Here is a 17,149-nt window from a genome sequence, read left to right as displayed (position 1 = left end):
ACGTCAACAATCGGAAGGTGCTCAGGGGCGGGCGAGGCCCGCAGAGTCGAGGAGCCGGGAGTCGTCGCAGTCGACGTCGAGTGCGACGACTCCTGGAGGGTCGTGGGCCTGCGGAGGCGTGCGGCCGCGCGCCACGCCACCGCCGCGCTCAGACGCGGTGCGTCGTCTCCGGGAAGGCCTCGGGCTCGCACTGGATGGTCGCGTGGTCGATGCCGTGGCGCTCGCGGAGGACGGCGAGCACCCGCGAGAGCGCGGTGCGGTAGTCGGCGTCGGGGGCGACGACCACGTGGCCGGTGGCGCTCTCCATGCCCGAGGTGATCGTCCACACGTGCAGGTCGTGCAGCGCCAGCACGCCGGGGACGGCGCAGACGTCGCGCTCGAGTGCCGCGAGGTCGACGTGCGCGGGCGCCGACTCCATCAGGATCCCGAGCGCCTGTCGCGTGAGCGACCAGGTGCGGGGAAGGATCAGCAGCCCGATCAGCACGCCGACGATCGGATCCGCCCACGCCCAGCCGGTGGTGAGCAGCACGATCGCCGCGACGATCACGCCGATCGAGCCGAGTGCGTCGCCGAGCACCTCGAGGGAGGCTCCGCGGAGGGTGATGCTCTCCTTCGCCCCGGCCGACAGCAGGCGCAGGCTCACGAGGTTGACCGCCAGGCCCACGACGGCGGTGATCAGGAGGGGGCCGCCGGGCACCGCGGGCGGCTCGGCGAAGCGGCGGACGGCCTCGACGATCACGAACGCGGCGACCGCGAACAGGAGCAGTCCGTTGGCGAGGGCGGCCAGCACTTCGAGGCGGTAGGAGCCGTAGGTGCGGCCCTTCGCGGCGGGGCGGGCGGCGAGCGAGATCGCGGCGATCGACATCCCGAGCGCCAGCACGTCGGTGCCCATGTGCGCGGCGTCCGAGAGCAGCGCGAGCGAGCCCGTCGCGACTCCGACCGCGAACTCGACGACCATGAACGCCGCGGTCAGCACGAAGGCGGCCACGAGCGGACGCCGGTGCCGTGCGGCGGCGGAGCCGGCCGGAACGCCGTGAGAGTGGCCCATCGGCTCCTCCGATCCCTGTTCGTATAAACAGTCTTGCATGCGTCCGGAGGCGAGCGCGAGAGCCCTCAGCCGACCAGCGGGTCCAGCGCCTCGCCGAGGTAGGGCGCCAGGGTCCGGGCGTACGACTCGGTGAGGTGCCCGAGATCGCGGTACACCTTCACTCCGCCGATCACGAGGGGGCAGCCGCGGTCGTCGCAGAACCAGCGGGTGAGGTCGACGGCGGCGGCGCCCGGCCAGCCCTCGGCGGCGGCGGCCATCAGCTCGCGGTCGGCGAAGGCCTCGTCGAGCGGCACGCTGCAGTCGGCCGCGGAGCCCGGCTCCTCGGCGCAGGCCAGCAGGGAGAGCGAGGGAAGCACCGGATTGTCGCGGATCGCGACCACCGTGGATCCGCGGGCGATCAGCGGCGCCCACGACTCGTGGAACCCGTCGATGCCGGCCTGCTCGTCGGGGGTGCCGGACGCGTCGACGAACACGGACTTCTTCGCGGAGTAGGCGGTGACGACGAGCGCGTACGGCTCCTGGCCCGCGAGCTCCTCCTGCAGCTTCCCGTTCCAGACGTCGCAGGAGCGGCGGGAGGAGGCGGAGTCGTCGCGCCGCTCCGCGGTCGAGAAGACGCAGCCCGTCTTGTAGTAGGTGTGCAGGTCCCAGCCGCGCTCCTCCGCGACGCCGCGCAGCGCCGGGAAGAACGACGCCGCGTGCGAGTTGCCGATGAGCAGCACGCGGAGGCCGGCGGGGTCGCCGAAGCGGCACTCCTTGAGCGCGGTGCCGGAGTTGCCCGTGCTGCACTCGTCGGTGTTCAGGGCGGAGCCGTCCTCCGAGGCGTCGACGGCGGGCAGGCTCGTGGTCCAGGAGTCGGGGCAGGCGTTCGCGAGCGCCGCGGCTCCGACGCAGCCCTCGGTCGAGACGGGGAGGGCGTGCGCGCGGGTGAGGTCGGCGGCGATCGCGGCGTTCGTTCCGGTGAGGCCCGTCGCTCCGACCAGGGCGGCGACGGCCAGCAGGGCCGCCGGGGCGAGCGCGCGGAGGCGGTGCGGGCGCTCGGCGGGGGCGCGGCGGTGGAGGGGGTCCTCGAGGAAGCGCTTCGAGGCGGCGGCCAGGAGGATCGCGGCGGCGATGACGCCCAGGCCCGCCGGAGCGGTCGGGTCCTCGCCGGTGCTCTCGCGCCAGAAGACCAGGAGCGGCCAGTGCCAGAGGTAGATCCCGTAGCTCAGGCCGCCCAGCCACACGAGCGGGCGCAGGGCCAGCAGGCGGCCGACTCCGCGCTCCGGGGCGGGGCCGGTCCCGGCGACGAGCACGAGCACCGCCGAGAGGGTCGGCCAGAGCGCGGCGGCGCCCGGGAACGCGCTCGAGACCTGCAGCACGAACCCGCAGGAGACGACTCCGATCAGCCCCAACCACCCGGCGACCGTCCGCAGGGCCGCCGGGATCGCCAGTCCCGGGAGCACGAGGGCCGCGAGCGAGCCGAGCCCGAACTCCCACGAGCGGGCGAGGGTGCTGTAGTACGCGGTCGGCTGGTCGATCCCGACCAGCACGACGGAGAACGCGAACGAGAGGACGGTGAGCGCCGCTACGAGCGCCAGCAGGAACCGCGGCAGCTGCGCGCGTCGCCGCAGCAGCACGGCGGCGAGGGTCGCGACGAGCACCAGGGCGAGCCAGATCAGGTAGAACTGCCCCTGCACCGACATCGCCCAGAAGTTCTGCACCGGCGAGTGGAAGTCGTCCTGCGCGAGGTAGTCCACTCCGGCCCGCGCGAGCGCGACGTTCTCGACGTAGAAGGTCGAGGCGAGCACCTCGGTGAAGGTCTGCAGCAGCTGCGAGGGGCGCAGGAGGAGCGGAGCGAGCGCCGCGACGACGACCAGCACCACCGCGGCCGCCGGGAAGAGCCGCGAGGCGAGCCTCCGGAGGAAGGCGATCGGACGCACGCGCCCGAACCGGCGGATCTGGCCGAGGAGGGTGAGGGTCGTGAGGAACCCGGCGATCACGAAGAAGACGTCGACGCCTCCGGAGACGCGGCCCAGCCAGATGTGGAACGTCGCGACCAGGAGGGACGCGATGGCGCGCAGTCCCTCGATCTCGGGCCGGTAGCCGGACGCGTCGGCCTTGCGCACCAGCGCGGACCGGCCTGAGGGGGCGGTGCGGGCGGAGTGGCGGGGCAACGGGTTCCTTCCGTGACGGTCGGCGGGCGGTGGGGCGGGCGCCGTCGAGCGTCGGAGTCCAGGATCGCGCTCTCCCGCCCCCAGGGGAACCGTGTCCGGGGTGCTGTCCACCTGGTTGGGGGCTGCGGAGGCGAGGTGCGCGACAGGTGTCCGCTTACTCGACTGTTCCGGGCCTTCTGAGTGCGGTGAGGACTCGGCAGCCGCCGTCCTCGCGCGTGACCACGGCGACTCCTGCAGAGTCGCCGGCGGGCCGGGCCGAGGGTGGCCGAGGGTCGGTGGCGCGGATCGACTGGCGCGAATGGACGGGTCGAAGTGAGGTAAGGCTATGCTTACTCGGGCTCAGCGCCGAGACGCGGGTGCCGCCCGCCGACGGACCGGGCCGACGAGCCCTGCCGGCGAACCGGGCCCATGAACCGGGCCTATGAACCGGGCCGACGACCGACGCCCACGAACCACGGGAGATCCATGTCCACGCACCGACGGCGCCCCGCCGCCCTCGCCCTCGCCGCCCTGACCCTGCTCGCCCTCACCGGCTGCGGCGCCTCCGAGCAGATCGAGCCCGAGAGCACGGCCGCCGCGGGGGAGGGTACGACCTCGTACCCGCTCACGCTGGACGACTGCGGCACCACGACCACCGTCACCGCCCCTCCGCAGCGGGTCGTCTCCCTCGACCAGAACTCGACCGAGATCCTGCTGTCCCTCGGCCTCGAGGACCGGATGGTCGGCACCGCCTCCTGGACCGACCCCGTGCTCGCGACCCTCGCCTCCGCGAACGAGAGCGTGCCGCGCCTGGCCGACAACGCGCCCACCTACGAGGTGCTGCTCGGCGCCGACCCGGACTTCGTCACGGCCTCCTTCGGCCGGCACTACGCGCCCGAGGGCGTCGCCTCGCGCGACCGCCTCGCCGAGACGGGGATCGGCTCCTACCTCGCCCCCTCCGACTGCGACAACGGAGCGAGCGTCAACGGCGGGAGCGGCACGCGCACCGTCCCGCTGACCGTCGACGTCCTCTACCAGGAGATCCACGAGCTGGCCGAGGTCTTCGACGTGCAGCAGCGCGGTGACGCCCTGGTCGCGCAGCTGCAGGAGCGTGCCGCCGCCGCCACCGAGGGGGTCGACCTCGGCGGCCGGAGCGTCGCCTTCTGGTTCGCCGACACCAAGACGCCCTACATGGCCGGCGGCTACAACTTCGCCTCGATGCTCGGCACCACGACCGGCATGACCAACGTCTTCGCCGACCGCACGGAGGACTGGCCCGCCGTCGGCTGGGAGAGCGTCGTCGCGGCCGACCCGGACGTCCTGGTCCTCGGCGACCTGCAGCGCGACCGCTTCCCCGGTGACCGCCTCGACGACAAGACCGCATTCCTCCGCTCCGACCCGCTGACCAGCAGCCTGCCCGCGGTGCAGGACGGCCGCTTCATCGCGCTCCACGGCGCCGAGATGAACCCGTCGATCCGCTTCGTCGACGGGCTCGAGAAGATCCGCGCCTGGTGGGACGAGAACGGGGCCTCGCTCTGAGCACGGGCACGGGCACGGGCACGAGCACGGTCCTCGTCCGCCGGGTGCCGCGGGGTCTGGCCGCCGCCGCGCTGGTCGTCGGCGGGCTGCTCGCGCTGGCGCTCTCGGTCGGCGTCGCGGTGACGCTCGGCCCGGCCGACGTCTCGCTCGTGAACGTCCGCGACATCCTCCTCAACCACCTCGGGCTCGCCTCCGTCCCGGTGCGCCCGGCCGAGGACGCGATCGTCTGGCAGGAGCGCCTCCCGCGCGCACTCGTGGCCGCGGCCTGCGGGGCGGGGCTCGGCGTGTGCGGAGTGATCCTGCAGTCGCTGCTGCGGAATCCGCTCGCCGACCCGTTCGTGCTGGGCGTCTCGTCCGGAGCGTCCACGGGCGCGGTGCTCGTCGGCGTGCTCGGGGTCGGCGGAGGAGTGGTCGGGCTCTCCGGAGGCGCCTTCGTCGGCGCGCTCGTCGCCTTCGGCTTCGTGCTGCTGCTCACGCGGTTCTCGGCGGGCGGCACCTCCGGCGTGATCCTGGCGGGGGTGGCGAGCACGCAGCTGTTCTCGGCGCTGACCTCGCTGATCGTGTTCGCGCTCGCCGACTCGGACGAGACGCGCGGCGTGATGTTCTGGCTGCTCGGCTCCCTCGAGGGCATGCGCTGGGACGACGCGGCGCTGAGCGGAGGCGTCGTGCTGCTCGGCTCCGTGGTCTGCCTCGCCGCGGCGCGCACGCTCGACGCGTTCGCCTTCGGGGAGGACGTGGCCGCGTCGCTCGGTGTGCACGTGGGCCGCACCCGCCTCCTCCTGCTGGTGGTGACGGCCCTGCTGACGGCGACCCTGGTGAGCATCGCCGGCACGATCGGCTTCGTGGGGCTGGTGCTGCCGCACGCCGCGCGACTCGTGTTCGGGCAGCGGCACTCAAGGGTGATCCCGGCGACGATCCTGCTCGGCGCGGTGTTCCTGGTGTGGGTCGACGCCGGATCGCGGGTGGCGTTCGCGCCGACTCCGCTGCCGGTGGGGGTCGGCACGGCACTCGTCGGCGTGCCGGTGTTCATGCTGCTGCTCCTGCGGCGAAGGGGCCGCTCGTGACGCTCGAGGCCGACCGGGTCTCGTGGCGCCGGGGCGGCCGCCTGGTGGTCGACGGCGTCTCGCTCCGCCCCGTTCCCGGCTCGACCGTCGGACTGCTCGGGCCCAACGGCTCGGGCAAGTCGTCGCTGCTGCGGCTGCTGCAGGGCACCGCGGCTCCGGACGCCGGCGTCGTCACCCTCGACGGCGCGCCGCTCCGCTCGCTCCGCCGCCGCGAGGTCGCCCGGGCCGTGGCCACGGTGACGCAGCAGGCCGAGACGGAGGCGGACCTCCCCGTCCGCGACGTCGTCCGGCTGGGGCGCACCCCGCACCGCTCCCTCCTGGGCGGAGACACGGCCGAGGACCTGAGCGCGATCGATCGCGCCCTCGAGCAGGTGGGCCTCGAGGCGAAGGCCGACCACCTCTGGCACACCCTCTCGGGCGGCGAGCGGCAGCGCGCGCACATCGCCCGGGCGCTCGCGCAGGAGCCGCGCGAGCTGCTGCTGGACGAGCCGACCAACCACCTCGACATCCGCCATCAGCTGGAGCTGCTGGCCCTGGTGCGGGCGCTGCCGGTGACCACGGTCGTCGCGCTGCACGACCTCAACCTCGCGGCCCTGTTCTGCGACGCGCTGCTGGTGCTGCGCGAGGGGCGCGTGGTCGCGGGCGGCACCCCGGAGGAGGTGCTCACCCCGGCGCTGATCGCGGACGTCTACGGGGTGCGCGCCCGCGTGATCGTCGACACCGGACGGCCGCACGTGCTGTTCGACTCCTGATTCCGCTGCCGCATCCTGACCCCACTGCCAGACGATCGTCGATCAGTCAACGGTCTCGTCCACTTCCAGCAGCGCGTTCTACCGTCGGTGAACCGGCTTCGAGACCTCACAGGAGAGGTCCCCCTCGCGCTGGGCGAGGTGCTCTCCTGACGGAGGGCGATGGACGTGCCGGTGACGACGAGGGGAGTCGAGAGATGTCCAGAGACGACGTGGCACCGGGGCGGTTCGCGCGATTCGTGAAGTGGGTCAACAAGGCCGACGGCTGGGAGCCGCAGTACCTGCGCGGGCGGGTCGTGGCCAAGAAGGACGGCGAGTGGATCGTCGCGGTCGACGGCGAGGAGCGCCGGATCGTGAAGAAGGAGTGGAGCGTCTACCGCTGACCCTCGGGGAGGACTCGTGATGCTGCCCGACCGGCGCACTCCCGAGATCAGAGAGGCGCGTCCCGGAGTCTTCGTGCTCGAGCTGCGCCGCACCCGCCGCCGGCCCGCCGAGGAGCTGGGCGTCCTGATCCGCACGGGCACGACCTGGACGGTGCTGGGGCCCGAGGGCGTGCTCTCCGACGTGCCGAGCTTCCACGACGCCGTGGCGGCCCTGCGCGAGTAGCGAGGCACCACCGAGGTACCCGCGGCCCCGCTGAGTCGCCCGAGACGGTCGCCCGCTCCGGCGTGTCGACGACCGTCTCGGGCGCCTCGGCGCTGACGCGGAAGGGGACGGCGCGGCGGTGGTGCCGCCGAGGCGTGGGCCCGCCGCGCCTACAGCTGGCGGCCCGGCCGCTGCAGGCCCACGACGGTGACGGTCAACGTCGCGGAAGTGCTCTGCGCGGCGGACGGCGCGGACTCCGAGAGGCGCACGGTCAAGCGGAGGTGGTCGGTCGCTCCGACGGCGAGGGCGGGGGAGCCGGGCAGGTCGAGGCGGGAGGCGGCGGGGCGGTCGGCCGACACGGTGGTGACGGTGCCGGGGCAGGTCGCGGCATCGGCCGACCAGGACAGCGAGCAGCGCTCGATCGCGAGCTGCAGGCCGTCCGAGAGATCGGTGCCGGTGGCCGTCTGCAGCTGGAGGGCCGACATCGGCAGGGTCCCGGCGTTCGTCAGGTCGAGGAGGCGCCGGGCCGTGCCGCCGGGGACGAGTCCCGCGACGGGGACCGGCACGGTCGTCGCTCCGGTGCCGGTGAACGTCGCGATGACGGTGCCGGAGGCGAGCCGCGCGCTCACGGAGCCCCGGTCGAGGAGCACGGCGGTCGCGGTGGCGGCGGCGCCGAGGACGAGCGCGCCGGCGACGAGTCCCGCCAGGCCGGCGCGGGAGACCACGCGGCGGCGGACCTCGGGGGAGTGGCGCGGGGCTCCGCGGTCGCGGGAGGACGGCCGGGCGCTGTGCCGTCCGTGCTCAGCCGGCGGACGCAGGGGCTCCGGGGGCGGCGTGCCGTCCGACGAGCGGTGCGCGCCGCTCACGGGGCGACCTCCGCGGGGCGGCGCCAGATGGCGATCAGGAGCGCGCCCACGATGACCGCGCCGCCCGCGGCGAAGAGCGCGAACCGCGCCTCCGGGTGGGCGAGGCCGATACTCGGCCAGCCCAGCAGCGGCACCACCGAGCTTTCGCGCCAGATCCGCTCGTCCGCGATCGTCACGATCCACGGGTCGGCCGACTCGTTGTTGTCGCCCTTGGTGGTGAGCGCCAGCTGGCCGGGCTCGCGGCCGCGGAGGGCCGCAGCCTCCTCCTCGGAGTAGACGAGGGTGACGCGGTGGATGACGCGGCGGCCCGGATCGTCCGGGTCGGTGAAGACGATCACGTCGCCGGCGCGGATCGCGGCCTGGTCGACGGGCAGGGTGACGGCGAGGGAGCCGACGGGCATCCCGGGCGCCATCGAGTTCGACAGCACCGGCACGAGCCGCACGAGACCGAGCGCGGAGAGGACGAAGACGGCGATGCCGGCGACGGCCACGATCGTGACCAGTCCGCCGAGGAGAGCGCGGAGGGCCTTCACGCCTGCTCCCTCCGGTGACGACGGCGCGCCGCCGCGGCGAGCAGGGCGCCCGAGCCGAGGGCGAGCATCCCGCCCAGGAGCGCAGCGCCCAGATCGCGGCCGGTGACGGCCAGCCCGCCGCCCGCCGCTCCGGGGAAGGAGCCGGGGCCGGGCGTCGCGGAGGGATCCTCCTCCGTCGTGCCCACGAGCACCCGCAGCGACGCCGCCGCGAGCTCGGTCCCGTTGCCGGCCGACTCCGGGAACAGGACGCGGACGCGCACGCCCACGGTGGCCCCGCGCTCGAGCGGACGCACGCCGTCGAGCCGGCCGAGCGTCGCCGCGGGCCCGGATCCGAGCGGCACAGCGTCGTCGGGGCAGAGGTAGCGCTCGACCGTGCGCTCCCCGTCGACGACCTCGGCGACCGTGAACGCCGAGTCGCAGAGCTCGACGGACAGCTGGAGGCCGTCGCGCGGGTCCTGCGCCAGCGTCCCTCCGTCGACCGCGAAGGCCACGGAGACCCCCTGCGGCGACAAGCCGGTGCTGGTCACCTCGACCGCCCACTCGGCGCGGTCGCCCGGAGCGAGGTCGGTGAGGGATCCGGGCGCCGAGAGCTCGCGCACGTCGAGCACGCCGACGGGCTCGGCGCTCGCCGCGGGCGCGAGGAGCACCACCGCGAGGACGGCGACGAGCGCACGGGCGTGGGGCATGGGGACGACTCCGGGAGGAAAGGGGGATGCCTCCGCCCCGCGCCGGTGGCGGCCGGGCAGGACGGAGGCGGTGGGGGACGGTCTACTTCTGGATGCCGGCGCGCTGGATCGCGGCGGCCGTGAAGGTGACCGTGGCGGAGGCGTTCTCGTACGCGTTGTCGGCCGCCGTCGGCAGGACGAGCTCGATCAGCGTGTTCAGCGTCACGTCACCGGCGTCCGAGGGGAAGGTCCCGGTCGCGGTGGGGGTGATGCCGAAGTTCGCCGGGGTGAAGTCGACCGCGCCGGCCTGGCCGCCGATGGACGACAGCTTGCCGGATCCGGTGACCGTGGTGGTCCCGCTGCAGGAGTACGGGCCCGCCGGAGTCGTGGTGGGGGCGGTCGTCCAGGCGGTGGAGCAGGTCAGCAGGCGGTAGTCGAGGCCGTTCGGGCCGGAGACGAGAGACTGGCCGACACGGTTCTGGTCGGTGGTGTCGGATCCCACGACGTCGTTGGTGACGGCCTGCGAGAAGCGCACCGACGAGACGAGGTCGCCGTCGTTGGTGGCGTTCGGCAGGACGATCGTCACCGGGCGCTGGATGGTGTCTCCGGGCGCGATGTCCGTCACGATGAAGGTGCCGTCGAGGTTGATGTCGAGCTGTCCGGCGTCCGCGGTGACGCTGGCGGTCCCGGAGTCGGTGAACACGGCGAAGGCGCCGGCGCCGGCGAGGGCTCCCGCGGCGAGGAGGACGCCGCCGGTGAGGGCGATCTTCTTCCAGGGGCTGCGACGGGTGGGTGCTGTGGTGGTCATGGCGACCGTTCCTTTCTGGTGGGTGGTGCCCGGTGCGGGCGTGGTCTCCCTCACGAGGACACGTGCAGGACGAGAGGGGTGTCGGCGGGGAGGCATCAGCAGCCTCCGGCGGTGGTGACGGCCGGCTGGGCGACGGCGATCGAGGCGGCGGACGCGACTCCGAGCCAGCGCTGCAGGTCCGGGCGGACCCGCCACTGGTAGCTGCGGCCCTCGCCGACCCGGTCGTCGGTGAAGCTCGTCGCGGAGGCGGCGGGCGCCGCGATCACGGTCCAGGGGCCGGGCGTCGTCCCCGCGAGGCGGCGCTCGAGGGTCCAGCCGGTCGCTCCGGCGGCGGCCGACCAGCTCACGAGGGTGCTCGGCCGACCGGCCGTGCAGCTCGCGACGGGCGTGGCGACCACGGAGGAGCTGGTCCAGGCGCCGAGCCCGACCGCTCCGCTCGTGCTGCCGGTGCCGGAGAATCCGCGCCGGACGAGGGGAGCGGGATCGACCCAGACCGTGATCGTGCCACCCGCTGTGAGCGCGCCGTCCGTGACCGTGTACGCGATCGTCGCGCTCCCGGTCCAGCCGTCGGCCGCGGGCGTGTAGGTGCACGTGGATCCTGAGCAGGAGAAGGTGCCGCGCAGCCCGGCCGGGACACTCGTGCCGGCCAGGGCGAGGGTCGTGCCCGCGTCTTCGTCGGTGTCGTTCGCGAGCGGAGCGACGGTGACGGCGGGGCCGGCGGTGGTCGCGACCACGCGGTCGGGTCGGGCGACCGGCGCGCGGTTCAGCGCGGTGACGGTGACCGTGACCCGCACGTTCCAGGTGCCGTACTGGCCCGAGAGGGAGTAGTCGAAGACGTCGGTGCCGACGAAGGCGGCGATCGGGCGGTAGGTGCACTGGCCGCGGGTCGCTCCGCTCGCGACGCAGGAGACGGACCCCTGCACGGGAGTGGCGGGGGCGGGGGTCGCCGCGCCTCCGATCGCCTTCGGGGTCGCCGAGAGCTGCGCGCGCGAGAAGGTCGCTCCGGTCGCGGCGGGCCCGTCGTTCGCGAGCACGTCGATCACGACCGATCCGCCCTGCACGACCGTCGCGGCGTCGGCCGCCGGATCGGGGATCACCGAGATGCTCACCGAGGCCGTGCGGGTGAAGGCCCCGCCGGTCGGGCCGGTCGCCGTCGCCGTGGCGGTGTTGGCGATCGTGCCGGCGGTGACGTCGGCGGCGGTGGTCGTGTAGGCGGCGGTCGCGGTGACGACCTGGCCGGGCAGCAGTCGTCCGGAAGTGCCCGGCCAGGAGTAGGTGAGAGCGGAGAGCCCGCTCTTGGGGTCGCTGATCGCGACCGCGGTGAGGGTGGTGGTGCCGGTGTTGGTCGCGCGGAAGGTGTAGGTCACCACGGTGCCGGCGGCGCTGATGAAGGCGGGGTTCGCGGTCTTGGTGAGCGCGAGGTCGTTCGTGCGGGTGATCGTCACCGTCCGCGAGGCGGTGGCCGTGACGGCGGCGCCCGTCGGAGGGGTGCCGGTCGCGGTGGCGGTGTTGAGGACCTGGCCCGCGTCGACGTCGGCCTGCGTGAGTGTGTACGAGGCGGTCGCCGTGACCGACTGGCCGATCTCGAGGCGCCCGGCGGTCCCCGGCCACGAGTAGGCGAGCGCGGAGAGACCGCTCTTGGGGTCGGTGACCGCGACGGCGCTCAGCCCGGTGTTGCCGGTGTTGGTGGCGGTGAAGCTGTAGGAGACGGTCGAGCCCACGGCGGCGCCGGTCGGGATCGTGCCGTTCTTCGTCAGCGAGATCGAGGGCGCGTAGCGGATCGGCGTGGCGGCCGTGGAGGTCGCGGTGACCGTCACGGGCGCGGCGGCCAGGGTGCGGCCGGAGACGGTCGCCGTGTTGACGAGCGACGTGTTCTTGTCGATGTCGGTCTGAAGGACCGTGTACGGCGCCGACGTGAAGGTCGCGCTCGCTCCGGGGGCGAGCTGCGTCGAGGCGGGCGTGATGCCGGTGACCTTCGGGTCGGCGACGGCGACCGTCTGCAGTGTGACGTTGCCGGAGTTGAGGGCGAGGAAGGAGTAGCGGATCTGCTCTCCGGCGTCGGCCTGGGCGTTGCCGTTCGTGTCGGTGAGCAGGGCGGTCTTGGTGAGGGTCAGAGCGGGAGCCGGGGCGGCGATGGGGGCGGTGACGGTGGCGGTCCTGCTCGTGACGGGGGTCGTCGTCACGACGTTCGAGATCGTCTCCGTCTTCGTCGCTGCGGCGGTAGCCGTGTTGACGAACGAGCCGGCCACCGCTTCGGCGGCCGTGACCGTATGGGATCCCGTGCAGATGGTGGAGGCGAGCGGGAGCAGGCTCGTCGTCGGACAGGAGATGCTCGCGGCCTTCGGGTCCGTGACGACGATGCCGGTGAGCGTGCCCCGGATAGACCCGTTCGTGACGACGAACTGGTAAGGGATGACGGATCCCTCGGCGTAGGCGACGGGCTGCGTGGTGGTGCGGTCGATCTGCTTGACCAGAGTGATGTCGTCGAGAGTGTTGATGGACGAGACGGAGACGTTGCGGACGAGGTGGGTGTCGTTCGATCCACCGGTGGACGCCGTGAAGCCGAGCTTGTAGGTCGAGGGCGCTGCGGTCGGCATCGTGAACTGCATCAGCTGCGTCAGCGCGGAGGCGGCCATTCCCGCCGAGGTGCCCCAGTAGACCGTGACGACGGGGGAGGCCGTGGCGGACACGGTGATCCGCACGGTCCTGCCGTAGCTCGCGGGCGGATTGCCCGACGAGACGGTGATCGGGGTGCGGACGGAGGTGAGCGTCGGCGGCGGCGCGGCCTGCAGGAAGCAGTAGCCGGTCTGGCCCTGGCCTGCACCGCGGGCGACGATCTGATTCGCGACCTGGCCCTGGCCTGAGCCGGAGGGGCACCCGAATCCGAGTCCGTAGGTGGGCGGGGCGTTGGGTGTCGTGCTCTGCGTGGGAGGTCTGGCCGAGAAGTTCCCGTAGGCGTCGATGCCGATGCCGAGATAGCCGCCGTTCACACCCTCGACGGTCGCGGACTGACCGTAGCCGAGCGAGCCGCCAGGGGCTCCGGCCGCCGTCAGGGACTTCGAGCCGTCCGTGAGGAAGAAGCCGATGCCGTCTGCTCCGAGGAGGCCGAGGGCGGAGCTGTACTGGTACTGGTCGAACTGGACGTCGATGCCGCCCATCGCGGGGATCGGCCGGTTGAAGACCGCGCCGCCCTTGGCGTTGTTCCGGGCGTCGGTGAGCTGCAGGAAGCCCGGACTCGTCGCGGCGGCGGGGGCCTGAGTCCGGTTGGCGCAGACGCCGAGATTCGAGGAGCCGGTCGGCGGAGCAGTGGTCGCCGCCGTGATGCAGGCGCCGTCGAGCGCCTGCCACGCCGAGTCCGCGACGCTGGTGCCGCCGAACCCCTCCTGGAGCAGGACCGTGGCCGCGGCGGCCCTCGACGCGGGCAGGACCACGAGGACGGCGGCGAGCAGGAGCAGCACGAGGCCGAGGGCGATCGAGCGGTCGGGGCTCGGCCGGGCATGCGCGTTCGACACGGATCGACCTCCCCCCGGGGCGCCTCGCCGGGCCTTCCGGATGGAGCGGGATCACGATAGGTCGCGGCTCGGAGTCGCCCTGTCCCCCTGAGACGGGACGTGGGCGGCGGACGACGGACCCCCGATCCGGTGGGCACGCAGAAGGGGAAGAGCGAGCGCTGAACCAACGCTCAGGTGGTGTCCAGAAAACGCGACCTATCCGGGGGTCCCCCGCGAGAGTGTTGACGTGCGCACGGCCCTCGCGCCGGGCTCAGGGCGGCCTGGATCCGTGCCGGCCCCGCGGGACCCCGGAGTTCCGCCACCGACACGATGCGGTTCCGCTCCCGTGGCGGGCATCTCCGGAGCAGTGGCGCGAGATAGCGCTCTCACCAGAACCTTCTCCGGATCGCTCCGCCGCTCCACGCCAGGTGGGAGCGCCGCCGCGGGTGTCCCTGAAGCGGGTCTGGTGGTCGCGCCGCGGACGCGGGAGGATGCACTCGCGCCTGCCCGCCCGCACGGTCCCCCGAAGGACCGCACCGCGCCCCCTCCACGGTGGTCCGATCCGGACCGCAGCACCCCCCTCACTCCTTCCGGTCAGGCTCCGCCGACCGAGCAGCCCTCTCCACGTCGGGATCCCATGTCCTCTCCTGCGCGCCACAGCCGCCGTCTCGTCCTCACCGGAGCCGCCCTCGGCGTCGGATCCGCCTTCGCCTACGCGATGACCGCGTCCGCGGCGCCCGACTACAGCGTGATCCCGCCGCTGCCCAACGAGCTCGGGCGCAGCGACACGGCGATCTCGCGCGTGGGGAAGAAGCCGTACCAGATCATCGACGTGATGATCGGCACCGACCGCGCGCGGCTCTTCGTCCCGCACACCGCGGTCCCCTCGCAGCGGATCGGCCGGGTCGTCTACTGGTACTACCACGCCAACGGGAGCACCTACGCGGCCCTGTCCGGCGCCTACCAGTACAGCGCCGACCAGGCCGTCGACAAGGGCGTCATCTCGATCTGCCCGAACTACGGCGGCAGCATCTACACGAACAAGCGGGCCGTCGCCATGCAGGTGGACGCGGTCGCCTGGTTCCAGAAGACGTGGCGGATCGGCGCGAGCTTCCTCCGCTCGAACTCCGGCGGTGGCGCACTGCTCTGCTGGGCGTACGGCAACAAGCTGGTCCCCGAGATCCGCGGCGCGTACCACGCGGCCGGCGTCTACGACATGGCCGACATGGCCCGCCGCGATCCGGGGCGCGTCCTGCCGGACTACGACAACGACCCCTCGACGATCCCGGCGACCGACCCCGCGCTGCTGCCGCAGGCCTCGTGGGCGGGGGCGCGGATCCGCACGACCGGCTCGACGGAGGACGTTCTCGTCCCGATCGCCGTGCACGGAGGGGCCTGGGTCGCGCTCGCGAAGCCCGTGGCGAAGGAGGCCGTGGTCCTCTACACGCCGACCGACGGCGCTCCGAACGGCCACAACGTGCCGAGCCTGACGAACAAGGACATGCTCGACACGTTCGACCGCTGGCTCGCGGAGCAGCCGGTCGTTCCGCTGCCCGACGAGCCCGCCTCGTCGATCCCCGGCGAGGGCACCTACCAGAACTCCTCGCCGCTCATCACGACCGCGGGCACCTGGAGCACGATCTCCTCCTCCGCCGACAGTGGTGGGAGCATCAGCTACTCCAGCTCGGCCGGCGCGTCCGCGAGCTTCCGCTTCTCGGGCACGGGCGTCAGCTGGGTGAGCCGGATGACGGCGACCTCCGGCATCAACGAGGTGCTGCTCGACGGCGTCCTCGTCGCCACCGTCGACCGCTACAGCCCCACGACCCGCTCGGGTCAGACGGTCTGGACGAGCGGGCCGATCGCCGCCGGCACCCACACGGTCACGATCCGCCGGGGGACGACGCGCAACCCGGCGTCCACCGGATCCACGCTGATCCTGGACGCCTTCGTCGTGACCGCGGGGACCGTCTCCACGTCGACCCCCACCCCCACCGCGACGGCGTCTCCGACCAGCACGCCGACGCCGACGCCGACGGACACGCCGACGCCCACCGACACGCCGACTCCGACCGAGACCCCGACGGCCACCTCCACGCCCACCCCGACCTCGACGCTGCCGGCGGCGGGGACGTACCAGAACGGAGCCGCCGTCATCGCGACGGTCGGCACCTGGGCGACGCTCTCGAGCACCGCCGACAGCGGCGGCAGCATCTCGTACTCCAGCACCTCCACGGCCTCGGCGACCCTCCGCTTCCGGGGCACGAAGGTCAGCTGGGTGAGCCGGATCACCCCGACCTCCGGCATCAACGAGGTCCTGATCGACGGCGTGCTCGTCGCCTCCGTCGACCGCTACAGCGCCACGAACCGCTCGGCCCGCACCGTGTTCACCAGCAGCACCCTCAGCGCCGGCGAGCACACCATCACCATCCGCCGCGGCAGCAAGCGCAACGCCGCCTCCACGGGCAACTCGCTGATCCTGGACGCCTTCGTCGTCGTGTGAGCCGCTCGGGCACCCGAGCCGCCCGCGTGATTCCGGACAGAGGACGCTGGCGGGCTCGGAGGGTCGGGTGTGCGGGGGCTCGTGGAGGGGGCCCTTGTCGCTGAGGCGCTCGCTCGGCGCCCACTGCGTCGAGTCGCCCGTGTCGAGTCGCCCGAGAATGCAGTTGTTTCAGCGTTCTCGGGACCAACTCGGGCACCTCAGCGGGCTTCGCGCGAGGCGGCCCGTGCGAGCATGCGGGGATGAGAACGCTGATCCTCGGAGGCACGGGCTGGCTCGGCGGGCACCTCGCCGCGGAGGCGCTGCGGCGCGGCCACGACGTGACCTGCCTCGTGCGCGGGACGGCCGTGCCCGCGGGGGCGTCCCTCGTCCGGGCCGACCGCGATCGCGAGGACGCCCTCGACGCCGTGGCTGCGGCGTCGTGGGACGCGGTGATCGACGTCTCCTCGACCCCGCAGCACGTCCGCCGATCCGTCCGCGACCTGCGCTGCGGCGCCTACGTCCTCGTCTCGACCACGAGCGTCTACGCCGAGAACGCGGTCGTCGGAGCGGACGAGGACGCCGAGCTGCTCCCTCCCTCCGACGACCCCGCCTCGTACGGCGCCGCGAAGGCCGCCTGCGAGCAGGCCGTGCTGGCCGGATCCGCGCCGTCCCTGATCGCGCGCGCCGGCCTGATCGGCGGCCCCGGCGACCCGACGAGCCGCTCCTCCTACTGGCCCTGGCGCTTCAGCGCGCGGTCCGGGCCCGTGCTGGTGCCGGATGCGCCCGAGCTGCCCACGTCCGTGGTCGACGTGCGGGACCTCGCCGCCTGGCTGGTGGCGTCCGCCGAGGCGCGGGTGGAGGGCGTGATGAACGTCTGCGGGACCCCCGTGCCGTTCGGCGAGCACCTGGCCTGGGCGCGGAGCGGGTCGTCCGCCGAGCCGGTCGCCGTGCCGGAGCAGTGGCTGCTCGAGCGCGGCGTCGGCCAGTGGGCGGGCCCCGGCTCGCTCCCGCTGTGGATCGCGGACCCGGATTGGCGCGGCATGAACGCCCGCTCGACGGCACGGGCCGAAGCCGCGGGCTTCGGGCGCCGCGGGCTCGCCGAGACGCTGCGGGACGCGGCGGCCGCGCACGTGCCGGGACGCGGCGCCGGGCTGGGGGAGGAGCGGGAGCGGGAGCTGCTGGGGGAGTGG

The 17,149-nt window shown here is 73.6% G+C and carries 14 protein-coding genes; 7 read left to right on the top strand and 7 right to left on the bottom strand.

Annotation, left to right across the window (positions count from 1 at the left end; translation table 11 throughout):
* Positions 1 to 148 precede the first annotated feature (148 nt).
* Together C5C25_RS09170 and C5C25_RS09165 are read right to left on the bottom strand one after the other, a co-directional pair.
* Complete coding sequence (locus C5C25_RS09170) at positions 149 to 1,048, bottom strand: cation diffusion facilitator family transporter (RefSeq protein WP_104226358.1); 900 nt, start codon at positions 1,046 to 1,048, stop codon at positions 149 to 151.
* Positions 1,049 to 1,113: 65 nt separating this feature from the next.
* Positions 1,114 to 3,201: an acyltransferase family protein gene (locus C5C25_RS09165; protein ID WP_146079461.1), complete on the bottom strand. Its 2,088-nt coding sequence runs from the start codon at positions 3,199 to 3,201 to the stop codon at positions 1,114 to 1,116.
* A gap of 465 nt (positions 3,202 to 3,666) precedes the next feature.
* On the opposite strand from C5C25_RS09165, the gene C5C25_RS09160 reads away from it, so the two are divergent.
* The 5 genes from C5C25_RS09160 to C5C25_RS09145 all read left to right on the top strand — a co-directional run bounded on the left by C5C25_RS09160 (position 3,667) and on the right by C5C25_RS09145 (position 7,138).
* The gene (locus C5C25_RS09160) at positions 3,667 to 4,719 is read left to right on the top strand and encodes an ABC transporter substrate-binding protein (protein ID WP_104250405.1); all 1,053 of its coding nucleotides are present in this window, start codon (positions 3,667 to 3,669) and stop codon (positions 4,717 to 4,719) included.
* Positions 4,692 to 5,783 carry a FecCD family ABC transporter permease gene (locus tag C5C25_RS09155; protein ID WP_374955570.1) on the top strand — a complete coding sequence of 364 codons (1,092 nt, stop codon included), beginning with the start codon at positions 4,692 to 4,694 and terminating at the stop codon, positions 5,781 to 5,783. The genes C5C25_RS09160 and C5C25_RS09155 overlap by 28 nt, the downstream gene beginning before the upstream one ends.
* Positions 5,780 to 6,535 (top strand): ABC transporter ATP-binding protein, encoded by a 756-nt coding sequence (locus tag C5C25_RS09150; protein ID WP_104250404.1) that lies wholly within the window; start codon positions 5,780 to 5,782, stop codon positions 6,533 to 6,535. The genes C5C25_RS09155 and C5C25_RS09150 overlap by 4 nt, the downstream gene beginning before the upstream one ends.
* 194 nt (positions 6,536 to 6,729) lie before the next feature.
* Positions 6,730 to 6,915 (top strand): hypothetical protein, encoded by a 186-nt coding sequence (locus C5C25_RS16290; RefSeq protein WP_104223398.1) that lies wholly within the window; start codon positions 6,730 to 6,732, stop codon positions 6,913 to 6,915.
* A 19-nt stretch (positions 6,916 to 6,934) separates the two neighbouring features.
* The gene (locus tag C5C25_RS09145) at positions 6,935 to 7,138 is read left to right on the top strand and encodes a hypothetical protein (protein ID WP_104234084.1); all 204 of its coding nucleotides are present in this window, start codon (positions 6,935 to 6,937) and stop codon (positions 7,136 to 7,138) included.
* A 149-nt stretch (positions 7,139 to 7,287) separates the two neighbouring features.
* Here the strand turns inward: C5C25_RS09145 and C5C25_RS09140 are convergent, their stop codons facing one another.
* The 5 genes from C5C25_RS09140 to C5C25_RS09120 all read right to left on the bottom strand — a co-directional run bounded on the left by C5C25_RS09140 (position 7,288) and on the right by C5C25_RS09120 (position 13,501).
* A complete protein-coding gene (locus C5C25_RS09140) occupies positions 7,288 to 7,842 on the bottom strand; it encodes a peptidase (protein ID WP_146079460.1) in 555 nt (184 codons plus the stop codon).
* Positions 7,843 to 7,979: 137 nt separating this feature from the next.
* Complete coding sequence (locus C5C25_RS09135; protein ID WP_104223395.1) at positions 7,980 to 8,516, bottom strand: signal peptidase I; 537 nt, start codon at positions 8,514 to 8,516, stop codon at positions 7,980 to 7,982.
* Complete coding sequence (locus C5C25_RS09130) at positions 8,513 to 9,202, bottom strand: hypothetical protein (RefSeq protein WP_104250402.1); 690 nt, start codon at positions 9,200 to 9,202, stop codon at positions 8,513 to 8,515. The genes C5C25_RS09135 and C5C25_RS09130 overlap by 4 nt, the downstream gene beginning before the upstream one ends.
* An 82-nt stretch (positions 9,203 to 9,284) precedes the next feature.
* On the bottom strand, positions 9,285 to 9,989 hold the full coding sequence (locus C5C25_RS09125) for a TasA family protein (RefSeq protein ID WP_104250401.1): 705 nt from the start codon (positions 9,987 to 9,989) through the stop codon (positions 9,285 to 9,287).
* A gap of 95 nt (positions 9,990 to 10,084) precedes the next feature.
* Positions 10,085 to 13,501 carry an Ig-like domain-containing protein gene (locus C5C25_RS09120; protein WP_104250400.1) on the bottom strand — a complete coding sequence of 1,139 codons (3,417 nt, stop codon included), beginning with the start codon at positions 13,499 to 13,501 and terminating at the stop codon, positions 10,085 to 10,087.
* A gap of 616 nt (positions 13,502 to 14,117) precedes the next feature.
* On the opposite strand from C5C25_RS09120, the gene C5C25_RS16525 reads away from it, so the two are divergent.
* Together C5C25_RS16525 and C5C25_RS09110 are read left to right on the top strand one after the other, a co-directional pair.
* The gene (locus C5C25_RS16525; RefSeq protein ID WP_181133674.1) at positions 14,118 to 15,980 is read left to right on the top strand and encodes a hypothetical protein; all 1,863 of its coding nucleotides are present in this window, start codon (positions 14,118 to 14,120) and stop codon (positions 15,978 to 15,980) included.
* Positions 15,981 to 16,219: 239 nt separating this feature from the next.
* A partial coding sequence (locus tag C5C25_RS09110) for an NAD-dependent epimerase/dehydratase family protein (RefSeq protein ID WP_104250399.1) occupies positions 16,220 to 17,149 on the top strand: 930 nt, incomplete at its 3' end.

It is taken from the genome of Rathayibacter sp. AY2B9, from assembly GCF_002931595.1.
Taxonomy (GTDB): domain Bacteria; phylum Actinomycetota; class Actinomycetes; order Actinomycetales; family Microbacteriaceae; genus Rathayibacter.
The sequence above is the reverse complement of the archived record's forward strand: the minus strand, read 5'-3'. Positions and strand labels throughout refer to the sequence as shown.

Excerpts from the sequence above, each read along its gene's own strand:
- C5C25_RS09170 (WP_104226358.1), bottom strand. The coding sequence starts at position 1,048 with ATGGGCCACTCTCACGGCGTTCCGGCCGGCTCCGCCGCCGCACGGCAC.
- C5C25_RS09160 (WP_104250405.1), top strand. The coding sequence starts at position 3,667 with ATGTCCACGCACCGACGGCGCCCCGCCGCCCTCGCCCTCGCCGCCCTG.
- C5C25_RS16290 (WP_104223398.1), top strand. The coding sequence starts at position 6,730 with ATGTCCAGAGACGACGTGGCACCGGGGCGGTTCGCGCGATTCGTGAAG.
- C5C25_RS09145 (WP_104234084.1), top strand. The coding sequence starts at position 6,935 with ATGCTGCCCGACCGGCGCACTCCCGAGATCAGAGAGGCGCGTCCCGGA.
- C5C25_RS09130 (WP_104250402.1), bottom strand. The coding sequence starts at position 9,202 with ATGCCCCACGCCCGTGCGCTCGTCGCCGTCCTCGCGGTGGTGCTCCTC.
- C5C25_RS09125 (WP_104250401.1), bottom strand. The coding sequence starts at position 9,989 with ATGACCACCACAGCACCCACCCGTCGCAGCCCCTGGAAGAAGATCGCC.
- C5C25_RS16525 (WP_181133674.1), top strand. The coding sequence starts at position 14,118 with ATGTCCTCTCCTGCGCGCCACAGCCGCCGTCTCGTCCTCACCGGAGCC.